We start from the raw sequence: 23,986 nt of genomic DNA on the forward strand, positions 1-23,986 counted from the left end.
CAACCTTGGTTGGCGCTTTGCGCGCGCATCCCTACCCGTGCCAGAGCAGGATCTGCCGGGCCACTGGCACCAGGCACAACATGGCCGCCAACGGTGCCAGCAGGCCGATCAATGCCGCACGCTGACGCGGCAACGGGCGCTGTGGGCGCAGCAGACCCAGGCACAGCACCGCCAGCAGCGGCAGCGCGGCCAGGCCCGGTGGCAGCACCGCGCGCTCAGGCAGCCATGGCACCAGCAGCATCGCCAGCACGGCCATTCCCAGGGCCAGCGTCGCCCGCCCCGGGTCGCGATCATCCTGACTGGCACCCGGCCGCCGCCACAGCGACGGCAACAGTTCCACCGCAAGCACCAGCACCACCACCTGCAACGCCATCAGCCCAGCCCATCCCCCCACCGGCAGCAGCGGCAACATCCACTGAAGCGGAGGCACGCTCTGCACGGCGACCGACAGTGGCCGCGTACTGTCCAACACCGCGAACTGCACCAGCCCGGACTGCAGCGCGGCCAGCCCCATCAGCAACAGCATCGCGGCCAGAACCGCGCCCCCTGCCGCGTGCGCCAGCTGCTGGTGTGGCCGCTCCACCCGCGGGGCAACGCTCAACAGCAGACCTGCACTGGCGAATACGCCCAGCAGCGGGGAGGCGGCGGCAAGCACACCGCCAAACCCGAAGCGATCCGCACCCGTCGACGACGGTATCCACGGCACCCAGTTGCCGTAGTGCACGTATCGCGCGGCGAGCAAGACCAGCAGCAGGCCCACGCCGACCTTGAGCGTCAGCAGCACGCACACCACCAGCACCGCCCGGCGGGGCCTGAGCATGGCCACCACGGCCACCGGCAGCAGCCCCAGCGCCGCCGCCAGCGGTAAAGGCAACCCGCGCTGCGGATGTCCGCCCAGGACATGCAGCGCCGCGTACAGGTGGCGCGCGCCCGACTGCGCGGCACCGGCCAGGGTGGCCAGCAGTTCCAGCAGCAGCAGCCCCAGCAGCACCGCCGCCAGGCGCCTGCCGCATGTTTCCTGCAGGAGGCCCGGCAACCCGGCCGCGCCCGGCGAGCGGCGGATCACTTCGCGCAGGCAGAACAGCAGTGGCACTGTCCCAAAGGCCGCCAGCAGCAGGCTGAGCACGATGGCGGGCCCGGCACGCACGGCCGTGTTCTGGCTGACCAGCGTGATGACGCTGCCACCGATCAGCAGGGTCAGTGCCAGCACCAGCAGATGGTCGGTGCCCAACCGATCAAACGCCGCGCGCCCGCCGTGCGGAACGGTACCGCTGTCATCCTTCATCGCAAGCCTCCTTGATGCCGCCCAAGCGTGGTGGACATCAGGCTGGCAGGCCGGACAGGGAGACGGAATCAGAATCGGCCAGATCCATGCTGCGCTGTGATGACTGACACGCAGCGATGGCCAGGAACGGTCCTGGCACGACAGCACAAGCAGCATCAAGCAGACTTGAAACCGTTGAACGCGACAGCGCCTGCGCGCGTCCCTCGCCTCAGTCGCGTGGCGGCGGCAGGTGCGGCGCGACCAGCGCCAGGGTGCGCTGCAGCGCGCCGCGGCCGTTGCTGACCAGCGTGCAGCCAGCCCGGGCCATGTCTTCGCGGGCCCGCGCATCCTCCAGCAGGTGCTGCAGCAGATCGCCCACCGCCTGCACGTCCTCGCCGATCAGCAGCGCGCCAGCCTCGCGCATGCGCCGCGAAATTTCGGCAAAGTTGTGCAGGTGCGGACCGGTCACTGCGGCCGTGCCCATCGCCGCCGGTTCCAGCAGGTTGTGGCCGCCGATGGCCTGCAGGCTGCCGCCGACGAAGGCGACCTGCGCGCAGCCGTAGAACGGCATCAGTTCGCCCAGCGTATCGATGACGAACACTTCGGTGCCCGCCCCCGGCCACTGCTGTGCACGGCGGGTGGCCACGCTCCAGCCCTGCTCGCGGGCCAGCGCTTCGACCTTCGGGAAGCGTTCGGGATGGCGTGGTGCCCACAGCAGCAGCAGATCCGGATGGCGCCCGCGCAGGCGCCGATGCAGGTCGATCACCGCCTGCTCCTCGCCATCGTGGGTGCTGGCAGCGATCCACACCGGACGCGACGCCGGCACCTGCGCATGGAACTGGGCCACGAACGGCCGCACGTCCGGCGTGGTGATGTCAAACTTCAGGTTGCCCAGCGCCTGCACCTGCTCCGGTGCCGCGCCGAGCTGCACGAAGCGCGCCGCATCGTCTTCCGACTGTGCGGCCACGCAGGTGACGGTGCGCAGCGCGCGGCGGATGAGCGCAGCCAGCACCCGGTATCCGCGCAGCGAACGGGCCGACAGGCGGGCGTTGAGGATGTAGACCGGGATGCGGCGGTCGCGGCAGCCGAACAGCATGTTCGGCCACAGCTCGGTTTCCAGGATCAGCGCCAGGCTGGGCTGGAAATGGCCGAGGAAGCGGTTGACGCTGCCCGGCACGTCATACGGCAGGTAGACGTGGTCCAGCGCATCGCCCCACAGCGCGCGCACCCGCTCCGACCCGGTCGGGGTGATGGTGGTGATGACCCAACGGATGTCCGGGCGCTGCTCGCGCAGGGCATTGACCAGTGGCGCGGCGGCGTTGACCTCGCCCACCGAGACGGCATGCAGCCAGACCCGCGGCTGGCCGGTCGGCTGCGGATAGGACGCATAGCGTTCATCCCAGCGCCGGAAGTACTCACGGACCCGGAAGCCGCGCCACACCAGGTGGTACACGGTGATCGGCAGCAGGATGTAGAGCACGACCGAATACAGGCCGCGCAGGATCCATTCGACAGGGTCTTTACGCATGCGGCAAGGATACGGGAGCCCCCCGGGAAAGACACGCGGCGGGGTTGGTAGAATGGCGGCATGTCCGATGCCTCTACCGCCGTCCGCCCGTCCCTGGCCGATCCCCGCAACTGGCCGATGTTCGCGGCCATGTTCGCCGCCTTCGGCATTGCCCGGCTGCCCTGGATGCTGCAGCGCGCGCTCGGCCGCGGCGTCGGCTGGATCACCTGGCGCCTGCTCGGCAGCCGCCGCCGTGCCGCCGAGGTCAACCTGAAGCTGTGCTTCCCCGAGAAGGACGAGGCCTGGCGCAACCGCCTGGTGCGCGACAGCTTCGACGCCCTCGGCGTGGGCATCTTCGAATGCGCGCGTTCGTGGTGGGGCAGCATCGACAGCATCCGCCCGCAGGTGCAGATCGAGGGCCTGGAGCACCTCAAGCAGATGCAGGCCGAAGGGCGCGGCGTGCTGCTGGTGTCGGGGCACTTCATGACGCTGGAAATGTGCGGCCGCCTGCTGTGCGACCACGTCGACCTGTCGGGCATGTACCGCAGGCACAAGAACCCGGTGTACGAGTGGGCGGTGAAGTTCGGCCGGCTGCGCTATGCCAAGGCGATGTACGCCAACGAGGACATTCGTGCCACCGTGCGCCACCTGAAGAAGGGCGGCTTCCTGTGGTACGCGCCGGACCAGGACATGCGCGGCAAGGACACCGTGTTCGTGCCGTTCTTCGGCCACACCGCCGCCACCATCACCGCCACCCACCAGCTGGCGCGGATGACCGGCTGCGCGGTGATCCCCTACTTCCACCGTCGCGAAGGCGGGAAGTATTTCCTGAAGATCGGCGCGCCGCTGGAGAACTTCCCCAGCGAGGACGTGGCCGCCGATACCACGCGGGTCAACCAGGCCATCGAACAGATGGTGCGCGAAGCCCCGGACCAGTACCTGTGGATCCACCGACGGTTCAAGCGCCAGCCCGGTGGGCGAAGCGATTTCTACAGATAACCCGGCATACCGCATCCACGCATGGCGTGGATCTGCTGTGGGGATGCTGCATCCGCGCAGGGCGTGCGCGAGGTAGTAGATCCACGCCATGCGTGGATGATTTTCGCGCGGTGCCACGGATTACAACGGCCACCGGCACCACGCGTAGGGATACTTCCCCACCACGCACGCCAACCCGGCGCGGACCGGATTGGCCATGATGTACATGGCTTTCTCGTGAAGTGACTCGTCGGTGCGGACCGCATGGTCGTGGTACCCGTGCTGCCATAGCGCGCCGCGTCGGCCCAGCTGCTGGTTCAGCAGGCGGCTGCTGCGGGATTTGAGCAGGGACATGCACTCGGCAAGCGTGCCTTGCTGCAGTTCCATCAACCAATGAAGGTGGTCGGGCATCACCACCCAGGCCAGGCTGTGGCTGATGCCGGCGCGCTCGACGAAGCGCAGGGCGTCGACCAGAACCGCGACGTTGGCGGCATCGGAGAAGAAGGGTTCACGGCCAAGGGTGGTCGTGGTCAATGAGTACACGATGCCGGTGCTGGAGTGGCGACCGTAGCGGAGTCTTGGGCTGGCCATGACGCCAGCGTGCGGCAGGTGCACGAACGCCGGTATTGGGGGTTTGCCCGTCGCGGCGTCGGGAAAGCTCCATCCACGCATGGCGTGGATCTACTGGGGGGCATCGGCATCCACGCATGGCGTGGATCTGCCGCGGACGTTGCAGTAGATCCACGCCATGCGTGGATGCGCGATCACCCCGCGTCCGGCACCGGATCCGGTTCCCGGGCCAGCAGGGTGCCGACAAACAACGCAGCCAACAACACGGTCACCCCGCCCCAGAACGCGGAATAGAACGCCAGGTGGGTGTTGAACGGAAACACGGTGGCAGCCAGCGCCAGCATCGCCGGGCGTGCACGGTCGCGGGCCGCAGGCGGGGCGAAACGCCAGGCGCGCCACGCCTGGGCAACGGCGGCCAGCCACAGGAGCAGACCCAGCACGCCGGTTTCGGCAAGGATCTCCAGCACGATCTGATGTGCGTGCAGCGCCGGTTCGGCGCCCCATACTGCGGGCCCCTCGTCACCGACGCACTGCGGGTAGGCATCGCGGAAGCCGCGCGCGCCCACGCCGTTGAGCGGGTGCTCGGCAATCATGCAACCGGCCGCACTCCAGATGCGCCCGCGTCCGGACAGTGCTTGGTCGACGCCGTCGCTGCCCCCGTCCCAGGCCATCGCGGTGCGCGCCACGCGCTCGCGCAGCTGCGGCACGCTGGCGGTCAGTGCCGCGGCGGCCAGCAGAGCGGCCAGCGCCAGCAGGCCAAGCCGCTTCCAGCCCAGCTGGCGCACACCGCTATAGGCGACGATGACGGCGAACGTGATCCAGGACGCGCGCGAACCGGCCAGCAGCAGCACGATGGCCAGCGCCGCGCCGGCCAGCAGCCAGCCCGGCGTGCCGAAGCGGCGCGCCGCCGGCAGCAGCAGGAACGGCGAAAGACTGGCCAGCACCTGGCCGAACTTCAGGTTGCACGGCCCCAGCGGACCGCTGAGGCGGTCGGCCAGGGCCATTTCCTCGGCCGGGCACAGCGCATGACCGCTGACGGCCAGCTTCAACTGCTGCAGCGACCAGAACCATGGGCTGGTGCCCGCCACCGCCTGTACCAGCGCATCCAGCGTCCACAGCGCGGTGATCAGCGCCAGGCCACCGAAGATCAGGCGGCGCCGCTGCGGGGTGGCCACGGCGATCGCCACCAGCCACATGAAGGGCAGGTAGCGCAGGCCAGCGGCCGCCTTGGTCCACGACGCAGCCGGGTCGATCGCATCGAATGCGGAGAATGCCTGCGGCAGCCAGTACCCGAGGAACAGGATCGAGGTCAGCGCCCACGCGGCGGGCGTCAGCAGGTGCGGGCGGCGCTGCAGGCGGCGCATGACCATGCGCACCGCGGCATACACCGCACCGAGGCCGAGCACGGTCTCGGCGATGCCCGGCAACGGCCACAGGGCCACATAGGCCAGCACCCACCAGGGCGCCCAGCGGCCGGCGCGGTCATCGCCCGGCAGGGCCGTGGCGTCAGCCTGCAAGATCGGCATAGAGACGAAGGGTGTCACGCTGCATGGCCTGCAGGGTAAACGGGATACGGGTCGGCAAGGACGGCGGCTGCGCCAGCAAGGCCAGCGCACGTTCACCCAGCGCCCGCGCATCGCCCAGCGGCACCGCACCGGAGGGCTGCAGCTGCTGCAGCAGTTCGCCCACGCCACCATGGTCCCAGCCCAGCACCGGACGGCCGACCGACAGCGCCTCGACCACCGTACGGCCGAAGGCCTCGGGCTTGTCCGACAGCTGCAGCACCAGATCGCTGGCCGCGTAGGCCTGGGCGATGCGTGCGGTCGGGGGACTGATCTGCACGGCCTCAGCCACGCCCAGCGCGGCCGCCTGGCGGCGCAGCTCGGCCACGTAGCTTTCGCGCCCTGGCTCGTCGGTGCCCAGCATCCACAGCTGCGCCGGCACGCCGGCCGCGCGCACGTCGGCCAGCAGCTGCAGCGCGTGCGCATGGCCCTTCAGGCGGGTGCCCCGCCCCGGCAGCAGCAGCAGCGGGCCGTCGACTGAGGCCAGCCAAGGGTAATCGGCGGCCAGCGCCAGCCGCGGCCGGCGGTCGGCACGGGCCACCCGCGGGAACTGGCTGGCCTCGACACCGCGCGGGATGACCTGCAGGCGCTGTGCCGGCACGGTCGGGTAATGCCGGTGCACGTAGTCGCGCACCGTGTTGGACACGCAGATGACGCGCTCACCGCTGCTCATCACCGCGCTGTAGCGGCTGGGCGAATTCAGGCCATGCACGGTGGTGACCCAGTGCGGTCGCTGCACGGCGGGCATCGCACGGATCGCGTACAGGCCCAGCCACGCCGGCAGGCGCGAGCGCGCATGCACGATGTCCGCGCCGACCTCGGCAAACAACCGCCGCAGGGTGGGCAGGTGACGCAGGGTCAGCAGCGATTTGCGGCCGATATCAAGGGTCAGGTGCTCGGCACCGCTGTCCAGCAGCGGTTGCACCAGGCGGCCACCGGCAGAGACCACCAGCGCGCGATGGCCGGCAGCGACCAGGGCCGCAGAAATTTCCAGGGTCGAGCGCTCGACGCCACCGGAGTGCAGCGCCGGCAGCAACTGCACCACGGTCAGTCGGCGCATCGAGGTGCCTGCTTAGTCGGCCAGCACGAAGGTCGAACCGCAGTACGGGCACTGCGCTTCGCCGTTGGGCTCGTCCTCGATCGGCAGGTACACGCGCGGATGCGAGTTCCACAGCGCCATTTCCGGGGTCGGGCAGCTCAGCGGCAGGTCGCTGCGGTGCACGGTGTAGCGCTTTTCGGCGTTGGCGGGCGCGGTGGCGGTATGGCTCATGGCGGGTGTCGATGAACGGATTGCGAGGCCTGCGATTCTAGCACCTTGGGGCGGCCTGGCCGCCCCCTGCCCGTTCAAGCCCCCGGGCGTACCCGGGGGAACGGCCGCCCTACTGGAAGTCCAGCGACAGCTCCAGGAAGGCCGAACGCCCATAGGCGTTGTAGATGCCCTGGTCGTAATACGGCCAGTTCCCGTTGCTGCGGTCGATGGGCGGCATTTCGTCGGTCAGGTTGTTGACCGTCAGCAGCAGGCTGGCCAGGTCGTTGATGCGGTAGCCGACCGTGGCGTTCCAGGTGGTCCACGGGCCGATGTTGCGCTGCTCGCCCACGCTGTCCCAGCTGGGTGCATTGCGCACGCCGAAGGCGCTGGCACTGAACGGCCCGCGCTTCCAGTTCACGCCCAGGGTGGCGCGGTACTGCAGTTCGTTGGAGTTGGCGCAGCACAGCTGGTCGTAGACCGGATCGCCTTCCTTGTCCTGGGTGGTGTGCTTGAGCGGCCGGTAGTAGCCGGCATTGACCGTGAAATCGCCGGCCGACGCCGTACCCCAGCGGTAGTCCAGCGCCGCCTGCACGCCGGTCTGGCGCTGGCTGGCGATGTTGATCGGGTAGGAGAACACCTTGTCCACGCCGTTGGGGTTGAGCGGGTCGGTGGCCGGCTTGCGCTGTACCTGTCCCAGCACCTGCTGGCAGGTGGGCGAGTTGATGTCGAATGGGGTCTGCCCGTTTTCCGAAACGCCCAGGCGGCAGTTGGCCTCGGTGTCGAGAATGCTGTCGGTGCCGAGGATGCGCACTTCGTTCTCGATGACCACCGAGTTGTAATCCACCGACAACGTCAGGGCATTGTCCAGCGTCGACCACACCACGCCATAGGTGAAGGTGCGCGCAGTGATGTCCTTGAGGTCGCGGTTGCCGGTACTTGAAGACAGCACCTGCAGGCCGGACTGCTCGCACTCATCGAAGTTGTCGGAGGTGTAGCCGGCCTGCCGGCATTGGTAGAGATCGGTGTTGGTGGTGTAGCCGCTGCTTTCGCGCGAGAAGAGGTAGAACATGTCCGGCGAACGGAACGCAGTGGCGTAGCTGCCGCGCAGCAGCAGCGATTCGATCGGCCGGTATTCCAGGCCCAGCTTCCAGGTCGCCTTGCCGTTGCCACCACCGCCCTGCAGCGCGTACTTGTCGTAGCGGCCGGACAGGTTGGCACTGAACGTATCGATGATCGGCACCTGCAGTTCGGCACCCAGCGCGTACAGGTCGCGCTGGCCCTGCGCCGAGGTGCCGGCGGTCTGCCCGCGGAACAGCACGCCCGCGTTGGGATCGGCGGACTGGTTGAAGAATTTCTCGCGCTGGCCCTGCGCGATCAGCGCGAAACCGACGTCGCCAGCCGGCAACGTGAACAGCGAGCGATCGGTCAGCAGAGCGGTCACCGCCGTGCGCGAGGCACTGGATGCGGCGCGGTTTAGTCCACTGAAGCTGTCGTACTGATCGCGGTTGATCGGCTGGTACAGCCGCGACAGATCCGGCGCGTAGATCTCATAGCCGTCCTGCATGCCCAGCATCGGCCCGAGGTAGTAGTCGTCAACGCCGTTCCTGGCCAGGAAGTCGGTCGATTTACGGGTGACATCGGTGCTGGAGCGGTTGACGTAGACGTCGTAGTCGAAGCTGCCGAGCACGCCGCGCACACCGGCGGTGACGTTCAGCGAGCGCGTATAGACGCGCTGGTCCTTGGCATCCAGGCCAACTTCCTCCGGCGCATAGATGCGCTGCCACTGTTCGTACTGGCCGCTGGTCTGGTTGTAGAAGGTCTTGTTCCAGAACGGGCTGCCGCCGCTGTAGGTGGGCCGGCTGAAGCCGAACAGGATGTCCGAGTACAGCTCGGTATCCTCGCTAAGGTGGTAGCGCAGGAACGTGGTGGCGTTGACGTCCTGGCTGGCGTTGTACAGCGATGCGGTACCGACGTTGTCGGGGCTGCCGCAGTAGTAACCACCGCCGGAGATGTCGCGGTGCGCATACACGGTGCTGCCGCCGAACAGGTTGGACAGCGGCGCGCAGGTGGCCTCGCCCGGGTCGATGTAGGCGTTGGGCCCCTGGCGCATGCGCAGGAAGGTGCGCGAGGGATCCTGCGGTCCGGTCGGGTTGTCGTTGACGCTGTCGATGCGGCTGCGGTCGAACGCGTAGATCGCTTTCTGGTTGGTGTATTCCAGCCCGTAGCTGATATCCAGGTTGCCGAAGGTGTGGCCGCTGCTGGCGCTGAAGCGCTGGCTGGAACCACCGCCCTGGCTGTAGCCGCCCACGCGGTAGCGCAGATGGGTGCCTTCCACGCGGTCCTTCAGCACGATGTTGACCACGCCGGCCACGGCCGAGGAGCCATACACCGAGGATTGGCCGCCGGTCAGCACATCGATGCGCTCGACCATGCCCAACGGGATGTTGGCGATATCGGCAATGCTGGTGTTGCCGTTGTAGGCCAGCGGGTAGCTGTTGATCGGCCGCCCGTTGATGAGGGTGAGGGTGTAGCTGGGGTCCAGGCCGAACAGGCTGATGGTCTTGGCGCCGGGGGTGTAGAAGCCGGTGCCCTGCGAATCCTGCACGGAGCCGTTCGACACCGGCAGCGAACGCAGCGCGTCGAACACGGTGGTGAAACCCTGTGCCTGGATCTGCTCGGCAGTGATGGTGGTGACCGGCGAGGGGCCCTCCACCTGCGCGCGCGGAATGAGCGAGCCGGTGACCGTGACCGCATCCAGGTCGCGGGTGCGCGGCGGATCGGTGCCCTCCTCCGCTGGGGTGGACTGGGCCTGGGCGGCAAGCGGCGACAACAGCAACGACGACATCAACAACGACAACAACCGGGGTTTCATCAAGCTCTCTCCAGAGGCGGATGACGGTCCAGCCGGTGGGGGGCGGACGGGAAGGTCGTGGATGGACGGCAGTGGCGGGCAACGGCGGGCGGCGGGGGCCGGCCCGGATCAGGACATGCGGGGCATTCCGGTACAGGGGGTGAGCTGGCCACTTTTAAATCGATCCAAGGCAACCTGTCAATAATTTGAAATGAAACGGTTTTGCCGGATTTGGATCGAACTAATTGCACTTGTCAGGCGGCAATGGGCTGAGGCAGGATCGGACGATTCCTACCCCGACCCGATCGCATGGCCCGACCCCCACCGGACCGGCATCGCCCCCTCTCCCCTGCCCTCCGGGCGGCGGGCGCGATGCTGGCCGTGGTGCGTGCCGATGCGGGTTCTGCCTGCCGCCTGCCCTACCGGGAGACCCTGCATGACCCTGTCCGATCCGCGCCGCGCCCTGCTTCCGCTTGCCCTCGCCCTGGCCTGCGCCACCCCCGCCCTGCCTGCACTGGCGCAGGGCCTGCAGACCTCGTTCGAGGCGGGCGAACCGGCACCGGCCAAGGCCGGCGGCGCCCTGCAGGTGCAGATCGGCAACGGCCCGGCCGAGCCCTATGCGGCCAAGCGCAACGTCGGCTACAGCGGCCTGCGCGCCCTGCACTACCAGGCCGGCGGTGGCAGCGCGCGGCGCGAACTGTTCAGCACCGACGTGGCCATCGACGCCGATACCACGCTGTCCTGGCTGGTACTGCCTGAGATCGTCGGCAAGGACACGGTGGCCTCCACCTACGTATCGCTGGACCTGCGCCTGGACGACGGCAGCCGCGTGTCGGCCAGCAGCGTGCGCGACCAGCACGGCATCGCCCTCGGCGCACAGGCACAGGGCGATTCGAAGACGCTGTACCCGCAGCAGTGGGCACGCAAGGCCGTGCGCCTGGGCGATGTGCCGGCGCTGCGTGGCCGCCGCGTGGTCGCCATCGAGCTGGAGGCGGCCAGTGCCGAGGGCGCACCGGTCTCCGGCTGGATCGACGACGTGCGCCTGGATGCACAGCCGCGCAAGGTGCCGCAGCGGGTTTCGGACTGGGTGCTGACCACGCGCGGTACCCAGGCCAACGGCACCTTCTCGCGCGGCAACAACTTCCCGGCCACGGCGGTGCCGCATGGCTTCAACTTCTGGACCCCGGTGACCGATGCCGGCGCGCTGAACTGGCTGTATCGCTGGAACGAGCAGAACGATGCGAAGAACCGTCCGCAGCTGCAGGCGCTGGCACTGAGCCACCAGCCCAGCCCGTGGATGGGCGACCGCCAGACCTTCCAGGTGATGCCCTCGGCCAGCCGTGGCGTGCCCGAGGCCGGCCGTGGCAAGCGTGCGCTGTCCTTCGACCGCAGCCACGAAAGCGCGCGCCCGTACCGCTATGACGTGCGCTTCGACAACGGCATCGCCGCGTCCATCGCGCCGACCGACCACGCCGCACTGTTCCACTTCGCCTTCCCCGAGGGCGGTGATGCCAACCTGCTGTTCGACAACGTCGATGCGCGTGGCGGCCTGAGCCTGGATGCGGCCACGCAGACCCTGAGCGGCTATACGGATTCCCGCAGCGGCCTGTCCAACGGCGCCACCCGCATGTACGTGGTCGCCCGCTTCGACAAGCCGTGGCGCAGCAGCGGCCGCATCGACACCGGCCGCCCCACCGGTTACATCAAGTTCGATGCCGGCAGCGACCGCCAGGTGACCATGCGCATCGCCACCTCGCTGATCTCGGTCGAGCAGGCGCGGCACAACCTGGACCTGGAAATCGCCGCCGCCGATACGCTGGACAGCGTGGCCGGCCGCGCGCAGGACGCGTGGGATGAACGCCTGGCCCGCTTCGACATCGGCAATGCCAGCGACGATGCGAAGACCACGCTGTACTCCAGCCTGTACCGCCTGTATCTGTACCCCAATTCCGGCCATGAAAATGCCGGCACGGCGGCCGCGCCCGACTGGCGCTATGCCAGCCAGGCCAGCGCCGATGACCACAACACCGATGGCAGCGCCAGCCGCAGCTTTGCGCCGGTGCGCGATGGCCAGGTGTACGTCAACAACGGCTTCTGGGACACCTTCCGCACCACCTGGCCGGCCTACGCGCTGTTCACCCCGGACGATGCCGGCAAGCTGGTACAGGGCTTCATCGAGCAGTACCGCGCCGGCGGCTGGATCGCCCGCTGGTCCTCGCCGGGCTATGCGGACCTGATGGTCGGCACCAGCTCGGACGTGGCCTTCGCCGATGCGTGGTTGAAGGGCATCGGTGGCTTCGACCCGGCCGAGGCCTACGCCGCCGCGCTGAAGAACGCCACCGTGGTGCCGCCGGACCGTCATGTCGGCCGCAAGGGCATGGACCGTTCGACCTTCCGCGGCTACGCCAGCGCCGATGTGCATGAAGGCATGTCGTGGACGATGGAAGGCGCGTTGAACGACTTCGGCATCGCCAACATGGCGCAGGCCCTGGCCAAGCGCGCAACCCGCGCCGCCGAACGCGAGCGCTACAGCACCGAGGCCGATTACTTCCGCTACCGCGCGGCGGGCTATGCGACCCTGTTCGACCCGGCCGCCGGCTTCTTCCAGGGCCGCAAGGAAGATGGCAGCTGGCGCCTGGATGCCAAGGACTACGACCCGCGCGTGTGGGGCTACGACTACACCGAATCCAACGGCTGGACGTTCGCCTTCACCGCCGCGCACGACGGCGAGGGCCTGGCGGCGCTGTACGGTGGCCGCGACAAGCTGGCCGCCAAACTCGATACGTTCTTCTCGACCCCGGAAACCGCCGACCCGGCGCTGGCCGGTTCCTACGGCGGCACCATCCACGAAATGACCGAGGCGCGCGACGTGCGCATGGGCATGTACGCGCACAGCAACCAGCCGGCGCACCACATCCCGTGGATGTACCTGTACGCCGGGCAGCCGTGGAAGACCCAGCAGCACGTGCGCGAGATCCTGTCGCGCCTGTATGTCGGCAGCGAGATCGGCCAGGGCTACCCGGGTGATGAAGACAACGGCGAGACCTCGGCGTGGTACGTGCTGGCCTCGCTGGGCCTGTACCCGCTGCGCATGGGCGCGCCGGAGTATGTGATCGGTTCGCCCGCCTTCGAGCATGCGCGGGTGGAACTGCAGGGCGGCGCGGTGCTGACCGTCAATGCGGCCAACAACTCGGCGCAGAACGTGTACGTGCAGTCGCTGAAGATCAACGGCAAGCCGTGGACCAGGACCTGGGTGCCGCATGAAGTGATCGCCAAGGGCGCGACGCTGGACTTCGTGATGGGCCCTCAGCCGTCGCGCTGGGGCACCGGTGCCGACGATGTGCCGCGTTCGCTGACCGCGCCGGGCCAGCGCCCGCAGATGCTGCATGACCTGCTCGGCAACGGTGCCCGCGCGGCGCTGGCCGATGGCCGTGCCGTGCCTGCGCTGCTGGACGACGATGCGACCACGGCCGTGCCGCTGGGCGCGGGCGCCACCATCGCACTGACCGCGGTGGGCGATGGCGCGCCGACGATGTACACGCTGACCAGCGGTGACGCTGCGATCCGTGGCGGCAGCTGGACACTGGAAGCGCGCAGTTCGGGTGGCAAGTGGGTTGTGCTGGACGAACGCAGTGGCGAAACCTTTGATTCGGCCCGCCAGACCCGCCCGTTCCGCATCGCCACGCCTGGCCAGCATGCCGAGTACCGCCTGCGCCTTGGCGCGCCGGGACGCCTGGCCCTGGCTGAAATCGAACTGCTTGCACCGGCTCCCGTCCAGACCCGTTGAGGATGAAGATGACTGCTTCCCGACTGTTGCTGTCCGCCGCGGCGCTGGTCGCTGCCCTCGCCGCCACGTCCGCGCATGCGGTGGAGGCCACCGAGGTACGCCAGGGCGTGACCCTGCACTACACCGACGCCACCGACGCGCTGGACGCACCGATGCGCGCGCGCATCATCGAGACGTTCTTCTCGGCCTACCTGCGCGAACGGGCTGATTTCCACCCGACGGCACCGACCCAGGTCGGCATCGTGATCGACACCGGGTATGACGGCGTGGCCTATGTGGGCGAAAAGGAAAAAGCGGCCACCATCACCATCAATCCGGGCTGGCTGGCCAAGCACCCGGATGACGTGGATCTGGTGACCCACGAGGCGATGCACATCGTGCAGGGCTACCCCAGCTATGGCGATCAACAGGTGCCGGGTTGGCTGGTGGAAGGCATTGCCGATTACGCGCGCGACCGCTACGGCGTCGACAACGCCGCCGCAGGCTGGACGTTGCCGTCGGTGGTCAAGGCCGGTCATTCCTTCGACAGCGGCTACCGCGTGACCGGCGCCTTCCTGAAGTGGGCCGAGGGTGAACACCCCGGCCTGGTGCTGGCACTGGACAAGGCCCTGCGTGCCGGCCAGTACACTCCGGCGCTGTGGCAGGCCCGCACCGGCAAGGCGTTGCCTGCGCTGTGGAGCGCGTACGCCGCGCCACGCGCGGATGCATCGACAGCGGCACCGGCACGCCGCGGCAAGCGCTGACGGCGATCGGGATCGATACCAACCAGATGAAGTCGACCGGGTAGAGTCGACCGTTGGTCGACTACGCGCGAAGCGCGGGCGTTTCGATGCCGGAAAGAAAGAACAGTCGACTGACAGTCGACTCTACCGGTTTGCGCTGTGCGGAAACAGAAACGCGCCCCGTGGGGCGCGCTTCTGCAGCTGTCGCGGGAACGAAGACTTACGCCTTCTTTTCCGCTTCCAGCTGCTTGCGGATCTGCGCATCCACCGCGGCGATCGCGGTCATGTTCAGGATCCGGCGCGAGGTCGCACTGGTGGTCAGGATGTGCACCGGCTTGTTCACGCCCATCAGGATCGGACCGATCGCCACGCCGTCGGTGAACACGCGCACCAGGTTGTAGGCGATGTTGGCCGCTTCCAGGTTCGGCAGCACGAACAGGTTGGCCCGGCCCTGCAGGGTCGAACCCGGCAGCAGCTTCTGGCGCAGCGCTTCGTCCCACGCGGTGTCGCCCTGCATTTCGCCATCCACGTTCAGACGCGGGTTGCGCTTGAGCAGCAGCTCGCGCACCTGGCGCATCTTCAGCGCATCCTTGGAATCATGGCTGCCGAAGTTGGAGTGCGACAGCAGCGCCACCTTCGGTTCGATGCCGAACAGCTTCATGCGATAGGCGGCCTGCAGGGTCGCCTCGCACAGCTGCTCGGCGGTCGGGTCTTCCTGCACGTGGGTGTCCACGAAGAAGAACACGCCCTGCTGGTTGATCACGCCGGTCATCGCCGAGGTCGAGGTGACCTTCGATTCCAGCGGAAGCACACTGCGCACGTAACCCAGCTTCTTGTGGAAGCGGCCGACGATGCCGGTCAGCATCGCATCGGCTTCACCACGCGCGACCATCACGGCGGCAATCAGGGTCGGGCGCGAACGCATCAGGTTCTTCGCCGCGGCCACGGTCACGCCGCGGCGGCCGGTCAGGCCGTGGTAGTACTGCCAGTACTCGTTGAAGCGCGGGTCGTCATTGATGTTGGTGACTTCAATGTTCTCGCCGATCTTCAGGCGCAGGCCGAGGCGCTCGATGCGCGATTCGATCACTTCCGGGCGGCCGATCAGGATCGGGTGCGCCAGGCCGTCATCGACCACGTTCTGCACGGCCTGCAGTACCACTTCTTCTTCACCTTCGGCGTAGACCACGCGCTGCTTGTCGCTGCGCGCACGGTCGTAGACCGGCTTCATCATCAGGCTGGTGCGGTAGACGAACTGGGCCAGCTTGTCGCGGTAGGCGCCCATGTCGGCGATCGGACGGGCAGCCACGCCCGAATCCATCGCGGCCTGGGCCACGGCGGCCGACAGCTCCACCAGCAGGCGGCGGTCGAACGGACGCGGGATCAGGTATTCACGGCCGAAGCTCGGGGTATCGCCGCCATAGGCCGAGCCCATGTCGGTGGCCGCACGGCGGGCCAGCGCGGCGATGGCGCGCACGCAGGCGATCTTCATTTCCTCGTTGATCGCGGTGGCGCCGACATCCAGCGCGCCGCGGAACAGGTACGGGAAGCACAGCACGTTGTTGACCTGGTTCGGGTAGTCCGAACGGCCGGTGCCGATGATCGCGTCCGGACGGGCGGCGCGCGCCAGTTCCGGCATGATTTCCGGGGTCGGGTTGGCCAGGGCGAAGATCACCGGATCCGGCGCCATGGTCTTGACCATCTCGGCGGTCAGGATGCCCGGGGCCGACAGGCCCAGGAAGATGTCCGCGCCGTCGACGATTTCGGCCAGGGTGCGCTTGTCGGTGTCGCGCGCATAGCGCTGCTTTTCCGGGTCCAGGTCGGTACGGCCGGTGTGGATGACACCCTCGCGGTCGAAGGCCAGGATGTTCTCCGGCTTCAGGCCCAGCTGCACCAGCATGTTCACGCAGGAAATGCCGGCGGCGCCCATGCCCGTGGTCGCCAGCTTCACTTCTTCGATCTTCTTGCCGGTGATGGCCATGGCGTTGAGCACCGCTGCACCGACGATGATCGCCGTGCCGTGCTGGTCGTCATGGAACACCGGGATCTTCATGCGCTCGCGCAGCTTGCGCTCGACCACGAAGCATTCCGGGGCCTTGATGTCTTCCAGGTTGATGCCGCCGAAGGTCGGCTCCAGCGAGGCGATGATGTCGACCAGCTTGTCCGGGTCGGTCTCGTCCACTTCGATGTCGAACACATCGATACCGGCGAACTTCTGGAACAGCACGCCCTTGCCTTCCATCACCGGCTTGCCGGCCAGCGCGCCGATGTTGCCCAGGCCCAGCACTGCGGTGCCGTTGGAGATGACCGCCACCAGGTTGCCGCGCGCGGTCAGCTCGCTGGCCTGCTGCGGGTCCGCCTTGATCGCTTCACAGGCGTACGCAACGCCCGGCGAATACGCCAGCGACAGGTCGCGCTGGGTCAGCATGGGCTTGGTTGCAGAGACCTTGATCTTGCCCGGCGGGGACATCCGGTGGTAATCGAGGGCGGCCTGTTTGAAATCTTCGTTGGACATCGACGTGGATTTAATGAATGGGCAGGGGGGACAGGGGATGATACCCCCGTTGGAGGGTCTGGACCTGTCGCAATCCTGTCGCAACCATGCTGCGACCGCACAATTCCGTGCCGTATGCGACTGGTCCGGGGATCCAGCTTCGGCGTTGGCCAAGACAGCCGGAGGACGCCTTGAAACAGTGCGGGGCCGCGTCACTCACGTGACCGGCCCCGCGGTACCACACACCTGGATCAGCCCTTGGCCGGCAGTGCCTCCGGCACGGCGTCGACCGGTGCCGGCAGCTCGCTTTCGCGGCCATCCAGCGCCAGCTTCAGGCGGTCGCGGTCCAGCGCGCCTTCCCAGCGCGACACCACCACGGTGGCCACCGCATTGCCGATGAAGTTGGTCAGCGAGCGGCATTCGCTCATGAAGCGGTCCACGCCCAGGATCAGCGCCATGCCGGCCACCGGCACTTCCGGCACCACGGCCAGGGTGGCGGCCAGGGTGATGAAGCCGGCACCGGTGACGCCGGCCGCGCCCTTGGAGCTGAGCATGGCGACCAGCAGCAGGGCGATCTGGTGGCCCAGGGTCAGTTCGGTGTTGGTGGCCTGGGCGATGAACAGCGCGGCCAGGGTCATGTAGATGTTGGTGCCGTCCAGGTTGAACGAGTAGCCGGTGGGGACCACCAGGCCGACCACCGACTTGCTGCAGCCGGCGCGTTCCATCTTCTCCATCAGCGACGGCAGCGCCGATTCGGAGGACGAGGTACCCAGCACCAGCAGCAGCTCGGCCTTCAGGTAGCGGGCCAGCTTGAACACCGAGAACCCGCACAGGCGGCAGACCAACCCGAGGATGACGGCCACGAACAGGAAGGCGGTCAGGTAGAACGAACCCACCAGCCAGGCCAGGTTGATCAGCGAGCCCACGCCATACTTGCCGATGGTGAAGGCGATGGCACCGAAGGCACCGATCGGGGCGGCCTTCATCAGGATGTGCACCAGCTTGAACACCGGAGCGACCAGCGCTTCCAGGAAGTTCACGATCGGCTTGCCCTTTTCACCCACCGAGGCCAGCGCGATGCCGAACAGCACGGCCACGAACAGCACCTGCAGGATGTTGCCATCGACGAAGGCACTGATCAGGGTCTTCGGGATGACGTCCATCAGGAAGCCGACCAGGGTCAGGTCGTGCGACTTCTCCACGTAGCTGTGGACCGCGGTCTGGTCCAGCTCGGCCGGATTGATGTTCATGCCCGCGCCGGGCTGCACCACGTGCGCCACGATCATGCCCACGATCAGGGCCAGGGTGGAGAAGAACAGGAAATAGGCCATCGCCTTGGCGAAGACCCGGCCCACCGTGCGCAGGTGGGTCATGCCGGAAATGCCGGTGACGATGGTCAGGAAGATGACCGGCGCGATGATCATCTTCACCAGGTTGATGAAGGCATCGCCCAGCGGCTTCATCTTCTCGCCGATCAGCGGCTCGTAGTGGCCGAGGACGGCGCCCAGGATGATCGCCACGATCACCTGGAAATACAGCTGGCGGTAGAGCGGCAACGGCTTGCTGGGTACCGGTGCGGTGGTCGGGATGTGCATGGCGGACTCCGGAAGGGGCGGTTCTTGCGCATACGGCTCCCGTGTTGGCGGGACCGTCTCCGTGGATCTGGGCACGACCGGCGCGGCAGGCGCGGGCGTGTCCAATGGACGCCTTTGTACGCGCCGGGCACGCCGCCGCAGATAACCTATTGGTACTAGCCCCCCGGTTCAGCTGCCCCGGGTGCCTACACTGGCGCCGCACCGCCGCCCCTCGGGGAGGCCGCTGGCCCGATCTGACGCCTCGGCCGCGCCCCTGCGAAAGTTCCGGCCATCGCGGCCGCTGTTGTCCTGTCCACACGCATTCTGAGAGAGAGAGCCGCACCACCATGCGCCCCATTCCGACCCTGCTGGCCCTGTCGCTGGCCGCCCTGCCCGCCTTCGCCTCTGCCGCCGATTTCGACAACTGGCCCACCAAGTACGCCTTCAGCGATGGCACCGAACTGGCCGCCACCGCCAACATCGCCTACGACTCCAACGACTTTTCCTCGGGCAGCGGCATCGAAGACGATGACGCCGTGCGCCGCAAGGAATTCGGCGCGACCCTGAAGAAGAAGGGCGTGTATGACGCAATGGTGTACTACGACTTCCAGTCCGATACCTGGCTGGACGTGTTCGTGCGCTTCGAGAGCAAGGCCTTCTTCGGCAATGACATCGGCCGCTTCCGCTTCGGCTACATGAAGACCCCGGTCGGCCTGGACGGCAACACCTCCTCGCGCGCCGGCAGCTTCATGGAAGTCGCCCTGCCCGTGCAGGCCTTCTACGCCGCCCGCCGCACCGGCGCCGAATGGGTGCTGGAACGCCCGCAGTACCTGCTCCAGGCCGGCGCCTACGGCGGCAAGGATCTGCAGGGTGACAACCCCGGCACCATGCAGGCCGTGCGTGCGGTCTGGACCCCGGTGAAGGCACCGGGCGACGTGGTCCACCTGGGCCTGGCCTATTCGCAGGAAAACCCGCGTGGCTACCGCGACGGCCGCGACGTGCACCACGACGCCAGCGCCCGCCTGCGTGCGCGCCCGGAAGCCGGCCTGACCGACATCCGCCTGGTCGATTCCGGTGCCCTGGTCACCGCCGACCAGATCCGCCGCACCGGCCTGGAAGGCATCTGGATCCGCGGTCCGTTCTCGCTGCAGGGTGAAGCCCTGCAGGCCACGGTGACCCGCAAGGGCCTGCCCGACTACACCGGCAGCGGCCAGTACGCCATGGCCAGCTGGGTGCTGACCGGCGAATCGCGCCCGTACAGCGCCGGCGCGGTGGCCAACATCAAGCCGGCCCACGACTACGGCGCGGTCGAGCTGCTGGCCCGTTACAGCCGCATCGACCTGGACGATGGCAGCATCCTCGGCGGCCGCCAGCACGACCTGACCGTGGGCGCCAACTGGTACCTGACCAGCCACTTCAAGTTCCAGGCGAACTACGTGAAGGTCGATGCCAGCCGCCGCGGCGTGCACAGCACCCCGGAAATCTTCGAACTGCGCGCGCAGATGCACTTCTGATCCCTTCCACGGAGCAGAAACCGGCGGGCGTGCATGCCACGCCCGCCGGCCCTGCGTAGACTGCCGCCATGTACTGGCTCAGCCGCCACCGGATGCTGTTGCTGACCATCGCGGTGATGGTCGGTGGCACCATGCTGTGCGCGATCGCCGCCGGCCACTTCGCCTGGCGGCGCGCCCTGGCCGCCGAGAGCAACCAGGTGCAGCGGCAGCTGCAGTTGTACGGCCAAGGCCTGCAGCAGCGCATCGACCGCTTCGGCACGCTGCCGCAGGTGATGGCGCTGGACCCGGACCTGCAGCAGGCCCTGCGTGCGCCGCTGACCCCGGCCGAACGGCAGCGCCTGAATCTCAAACTGCAGCGGGCCAACCAGGTCACCCGCACGTCCACCCTGACCCTGGTGGGCCGCGATGGCGTGGCCGTGGCGGCCAGCAACTGGAACGAGGCCGCCAGCAACGTGGGCGAGGATTACGCCTACCGCCCCTATTACCAGCAGGCGATGGCCCATGGCCGCGGCCGTTTCTACGGCATCGGCATGACCACCAACGTGCCTGGCTACTTCATGTCCGAAGCGATCGTCGATGGCGCAGGCCAGCGCATCGGCGTGATCGTCATCAAGATCGAACTGTCGGCGCTGGAACAGGAATGGCTGGGCAGCCCCGATGTGGTGCTGGCCAGCGACAACCACGACGTGGTGTTCCTGGCCAACCGCGATGCCTGGCGCTACCGCCTGCTGCGCCCGCTGGGCGCTGACGAGCGCCGCGAGATGCTTGATGCCCGCCAGTACGCCGACCGTTCGCTGCAGCCGCTGCGCGTGCGCACCGAGGACGTGCTGGCCGATGGCGGGCGCATGGTGCGCCTGCTCGACCCAGCGCTGCCGCAGGCGATGCTGTGGCAGACCCTGCCGCTGCCCGACGAAGACTGGAGCCTGCACCTGCTGCACGATGCCGGCGGCGCATCCAGCGCCGGCCGCGCCGCGGCCATGGCCGGTGCCGCCGTGTGGCTGGCATTGGGCTTCCTGGTGCTGTTCGTGCAGCAGCGCCGGCGCCTGTCGCGGCACCGCCAGCGCAGCCGCAGCGAGCTGGAAACCCTGCTCAAGCAGCACGCGCAGGAACTGCGCACCGCCCAGGACGGCCTGCTGCAGGCCGCCACCGATGCCGACAGCGGGCTCAGCCGCAGCCTCGAGCACCTGCCGCAGGGCGTGGTCATCATCGACCGCGAACTGCGCCTGGTGGCGTGGAATTCGCGCTACATCGAACTGTTCCGCTTCCCGCCGGGGCTGGTTCGAGTAGGCCGGCCGATCGAGGAGCTGTTCCGTTTCAACGCCCGCCGCGGCCTGCTCGGTCCCGGCCCCATTGATGAGGCCATCGAGCGCCGCCTGAACCACCTGCGCAGCGGCCGCCCGCACATGCGCGAAAGCGAGAAGGACGACGGCACGGTGCTGGAGATCCGCGGCAATCCCCTGCCCGATGGCGGCTTCGTCACCAGCTACGCGGACATCACCAGCTACAAGAACGCCGCGCGTGAACTGCGCTCGCTGGCCGATGCGCTGGAACACCGCGTGGCCGAACGCACCCATGACCTGGACGAAGCACGCCGCGAAGCCGTACAGGCCAACCGCTACAAGACCCGCTTCGTCGCCTCGGCGGTGCACGACCTGCTGCAGCCGCTCAACGCCGCCCGCATGTTCGTTTCGGTGCTGCGCGCGCGCTTGAGTGGCGAAGCACGCGAACTGAGCGAGCATGTCGATGCCGCGCTGGCCGCGCAGGACGCCATCCTCAACAGCCTGCTGGACATCTCGCGGCTGGAATCGGGCTCCCTGCAGACCCGCGTGCACGCCTTCGCGCTGTCGCCGCTGCTGGAAACCCTGGCCCGCGAGTTCGGCATCGCCGCGCAGAGCCGTGGCCTGCAGCTGGACTGGGTCGACACCCGCGCGGTGGTGGTCAGCGATGAAGCCCTGCTGCGCCGCATCCTGCAGAACTTCCTGTCCAATGCGCTGCGCTACACCCCGCGCGGGCGCGTGCTGATCGGTTGTCGGCGCGTGGGCGACCAGCTGCGCATCGAAGTGCATGACCAGGGCCCGGGCATTCCGGAAAGCCTGCAGGGCGAGATCTTCGAAGAGTTCCGCCGCCTGAACGATGGCGTCGAACAGGAACGCGGCGCCGGCCTCGGCCTGGCCATCGTCGAACGCATCGGCCGCCTGCTGGGCCACCGCATCAGCCTGCGTTCCACCCTGGGCAAGGGCAGCGTGTTCGCGGTGAGCGTAGCGCTGGGGCATGCCGACGATGTGGCTGCGCCGGCACCGCCGCCGGTGCTGGCCGCCGAGCCGTCCGACGACAGCCCGCTGCGGCAGTGCCGGGTGTGGAGCATCGATGACGACCCGCGCGTATGCGCGGCCACCCGCGCGCTGCTGGAGCGCTGGGGCTGCAACGTCGAGCTGGCCGATGGCCCGCAGGGTGCGCTGGAGATCGCCAGTGCACTGAATGTGCCGCAGTTGCTGCTGCTGGACGTGCGCATGGGGCAATGGCACGGCCCGGATCTGTACGAGGCACTGTGCACGTTGTGGCAGGCGCGGCCACCGGTGATCCTGGTGACCGCCGAGCGCGATGACGCGCTGAAGGCGCATGCCGCCGAACAGGGCTGGGGCTTCCTGCCCAAGCCGGTGCGGCCACCGGCGCTGCGCGCGTTGATGACGCAGATGCTGTTGCGGCACCGGGGGTAGAGGAAGCGCAGGTCGCTAAACGTAGAGCCGAGCCCACGCTCGGCTGCATTGCTTACAATCGCCCCCTAGCCGTGCAAGGATCACTGAGCATGCAGAAGTCCCCGAAGGTGAAAATTCCCGCGGATATCTTTGAAGCAGCTTGGAACGCCAACGCAGACGCCACCGCGGCCTTCCTCGCGGCCGATGCGGACGTACACGCGGTGGATGCCTTTGGGTTCACGGCGCTGGAAAGGGCCGCATCCAGCCAGGACTGTGCTCCGATGGAGGACACCCTGGCCACCCTGCGCCTGCTGATCGATGCCGGCAGCCCGCTGGAGCACATCGGTGCGGGCGGACGCACAGCGCTGTACCTGGCGGCAGAGTTTTCGCCGGAAGGGCCCGAGGCGGTGCAGCTGCTGATCGATGCCGGTGCACAGCCCGATGTGTGCGACGCACATGGCAACCACACCGTGGAGAACGCCTGGTCACCGCAGGTGAAGGCCTTGCTTTCCGCGCTGACCGGCCACGCCCTTCCCCAGGTCATCGTGCGCAAGCCGGACCGGAAGATGTCCGCTGCTGCGTGGAAACTGGCAAGGGCCAGGATCGATGCGGCGTTCGCGGCTCTGGAAGCCTCAGACATCGTGACTGCCCACGCCCAGGGCGATACCCAGGACGACGGCCATGACGACACCCATGAGCACTTCGTTGAACGCGGCGGCATCGCTGCCGGCCTGAAGGGTTTCTGCTTCTATTCCGGCGATGACATGAAGCGCGCCAAGCGCACCAGTGATCTGGCCATTGGCTTCTGGGTCCCGCCCGACAGCGCCGCCATGGAGCAGATCGGCCAGGCCATCGTCGACGCCTTCGCCAGCGTGGGCCTGCCCGCCGAGTGGGATGGCACGGAGCGCGTGCGTCCCTGCATCGATCTGCGTTCCCTCAGCGCCTGACAGGCATCAGCCGAGCGTGGGCTCGGCTCTACACGGATCAGTTGAGCCTGGAATCCTGCAACAGCAGGTCCAGCTCGGGCTGGGCCAGCGCCCAGTCGCGGTCATGTTCCATCTGGAACTCCCATTCCCGCAGCTGTACGGGTGCGGCGAGCAGCTGCTGACCGTCACTCGCCGTTTCGGAATCATGCAATAGAGCCTGCAACAAAAGATGCTCCAAGCATCCAGCAGGAAGCTCCACGCGATCTCATCGGCCATGCGCTCATATACACATAAG

The 23,986-nt window shown here is 67.9% G+C and carries 16 protein-coding genes; 6 read left to right on the forward strand and 10 right to left on the reverse strand.

All coding sequences use genetic code 11. The features are described from left to right. Positions 1 to 31: 31 nt before the first annotated feature. Both VER16_RS18380 and waaA read right to left on the reverse strand, forming a co-directional pair. On the reverse strand, positions 32 to 1,285 hold the full coding sequence (locus tag VER16_RS18380) for an amino acid transporter (RefSeq protein WP_324810545.1): 1,254 nt from the start codon (positions 1,283 to 1,285) through the stop codon (positions 32 to 34). Positions 1,286 to 1,493: 208 nt separating this feature from the next. After that, positions 1,494 to 2,792 carry a lipid IV(A) 3-deoxy-D-manno-octulosonic acid transferase gene (gene waaA, locus VER16_RS18385; RefSeq protein ID WP_324810547.1) on the reverse strand — a complete coding sequence of 433 codons (1,299 nt, stop codon included), beginning with the start codon at positions 2,790 to 2,792 and terminating at the stop codon, positions 1,494 to 1,496. A gap of 60 nt (positions 2,793 to 2,852) precedes the next feature. On the opposite strand from waaA, the gene VER16_RS18390 reads away from it, so the two are divergent. Next, positions 2,853 to 3,770, forward strand: coding sequence for an LpxL/LpxP family Kdo(2)-lipid IV(A) lauroyl/palmitoleoyl acyltransferase (locus VER16_RS18390; RefSeq protein ID WP_324810549.1), 918 nt, complete (start codon positions 2,853 to 2,855; stop codon positions 3,768 to 3,770). Between the two features lie 120 nt (positions 3,771 to 3,890). Here the strand turns inward: VER16_RS18390 and VER16_RS18395 are convergent, their stop codons facing one another. The 5 genes from VER16_RS18395 to VER16_RS18415 all read right to left on the reverse strand — a co-directional run bounded on the left by VER16_RS18395 (position 3,891) and on the right by VER16_RS18415 (position 10,002). After that, a complete protein-coding gene (locus VER16_RS18395) occupies positions 3,891 to 4,340 on the reverse strand; it encodes an REP-associated tyrosine transposase (protein ID WP_324810626.1) in 450 nt (149 codons plus the stop codon). Positions 4,341 to 4,513: 173 nt separating this feature from the next. Next, entirely contained in the window at positions 4,514 to 5,845 is a 1,332-nt protein-coding gene (locus tag VER16_RS18400) for an O-antigen ligase family protein (protein ID WP_414716075.1), read from the reverse strand. After that, positions 5,826 to 6,941 carry a glycosyltransferase gene (locus VER16_RS18405; RefSeq protein WP_324810553.1) on the reverse strand — a complete coding sequence of 372 codons (1,116 nt, stop codon included), beginning with the start codon at positions 6,939 to 6,941 and terminating at the stop codon, positions 5,826 to 5,828. Before VER16_RS18405 ends, VER16_RS18400 begins: the two co-directional genes overlap by 20 nt. 12 nt (positions 6,942 to 6,953) lie before the next feature. After that, positions 6,954 to 7,151 carry a zinc-finger domain-containing protein gene (locus VER16_RS18410; RefSeq protein WP_079223205.1) on the reverse strand — a complete coding sequence of 66 codons (198 nt, stop codon included), beginning with the start codon at positions 7,149 to 7,151 and terminating at the stop codon, positions 6,954 to 6,956. Positions 7,152 to 7,260: 109 nt separating this feature from the next. Beyond that, positions 7,261 to 10,002: a TonB-dependent receptor plug domain-containing protein gene (locus VER16_RS18415; protein ID WP_324810556.1), complete on the reverse strand. Its 2,742-nt coding sequence runs from the start codon at positions 10,000 to 10,002 to the stop codon at positions 7,261 to 7,263. 415 nt (positions 10,003 to 10,417) lie between these two features. On the opposite strand from VER16_RS18415, the gene VER16_RS18420 reads away from it, so the two are divergent. Together VER16_RS18420 and VER16_RS18425 are read left to right on the forward strand one after the other, a co-directional pair. Beyond that, complete coding sequence (locus tag VER16_RS18420) at positions 10,418 to 13,768, forward strand: GH92 family glycosyl hydrolase (RefSeq protein ID WP_324810558.1); 3,351 nt, start codon at positions 10,418 to 10,420, stop codon at positions 13,766 to 13,768. An 8-nt stretch (positions 13,769 to 13,776) separates the two neighbouring features. Continuing rightward, positions 13,777 to 14,511: a basic secretory protein-like protein gene (locus VER16_RS18425; protein WP_324810561.1), complete on the forward strand. Its 735-nt coding sequence runs from the start codon at positions 13,777 to 13,779 to the stop codon at positions 14,509 to 14,511. Positions 14,512 to 14,710: 199 nt separating this feature from the next. On the opposite strand, the gene VER16_RS18430 is transcribed toward VER16_RS18425, so the two are convergent. Further along, positions 14,711 to 17,002: an NADP-dependent malic enzyme gene (locus VER16_RS18430; protein ID WP_324810564.1), complete on the reverse strand. Its 2,292-nt coding sequence runs from the start codon at positions 17,000 to 17,002 to the stop codon at positions 14,711 to 14,713. A gap of 230 nt (positions 17,003 to 17,232) precedes the next feature. After that, on the reverse strand, positions 17,233 to 18,576 hold the full coding sequence (locus VER16_RS18435) for a dicarboxylate/amino acid:cation symporter (protein WP_324810566.1): 1,344 nt from the start codon (positions 18,574 to 18,576) through the stop codon (positions 17,233 to 17,235). A gap of 326 nt (positions 18,577 to 18,902) precedes the next feature. On the opposite strand from VER16_RS18435, the gene VER16_RS18440 reads away from it, so the two are divergent. From VER16_RS18440 to VER16_RS18450, 3 genes are all read left to right on the forward strand, one after another. Beyond that, the gene (locus tag VER16_RS18440; protein WP_324810568.1) at positions 18,903 to 20,069 is read left to right on the forward strand and encodes an OprO/OprP family phosphate-selective porin; all 1,167 of its coding nucleotides are present in this window, start codon (positions 18,903 to 18,905) and stop codon (positions 20,067 to 20,069) included. Positions 20,070 to 20,137: 68 nt separating this feature from the next. Beyond that, on the forward strand, positions 20,138 to 22,786 hold the full coding sequence (locus VER16_RS18445) for a PAS-domain containing protein (protein ID WP_324810571.1): 2,649 nt from the start codon (positions 20,138 to 20,140) through the stop codon (positions 22,784 to 22,786). Positions 22,787 to 22,875: 89 nt separating this feature from the next. After that, on the forward strand, positions 22,876 to 23,712 hold the full coding sequence (locus tag VER16_RS18450) for an ankyrin repeat domain-containing protein (RefSeq protein WP_324810574.1): 837 nt from the start codon (positions 22,876 to 22,878) through the stop codon (positions 23,710 to 23,712). Between the two features lie 37 nt (positions 23,713 to 23,749). On the opposite strand, the gene VER16_RS18455 is transcribed toward VER16_RS18450, so the two are convergent. Beyond that, on the reverse strand, positions 23,750 to 23,902 hold the full coding sequence (locus VER16_RS18455) for a hypothetical protein (RefSeq protein WP_324810579.1): 153 nt from the start codon (positions 23,900 to 23,902) through the stop codon (positions 23,750 to 23,752). Between the last annotated feature and the right edge of the window lie 84 nt (positions 23,903 to 23,986).

This window comes from Stenotrophomonas sp. (genome assembly GCF_035634915.1).
Lineage (GTDB): Bacteria > Pseudomonadota > Gammaproteobacteria > Xanthomonadales > Xanthomonadaceae > Stenotrophomonas.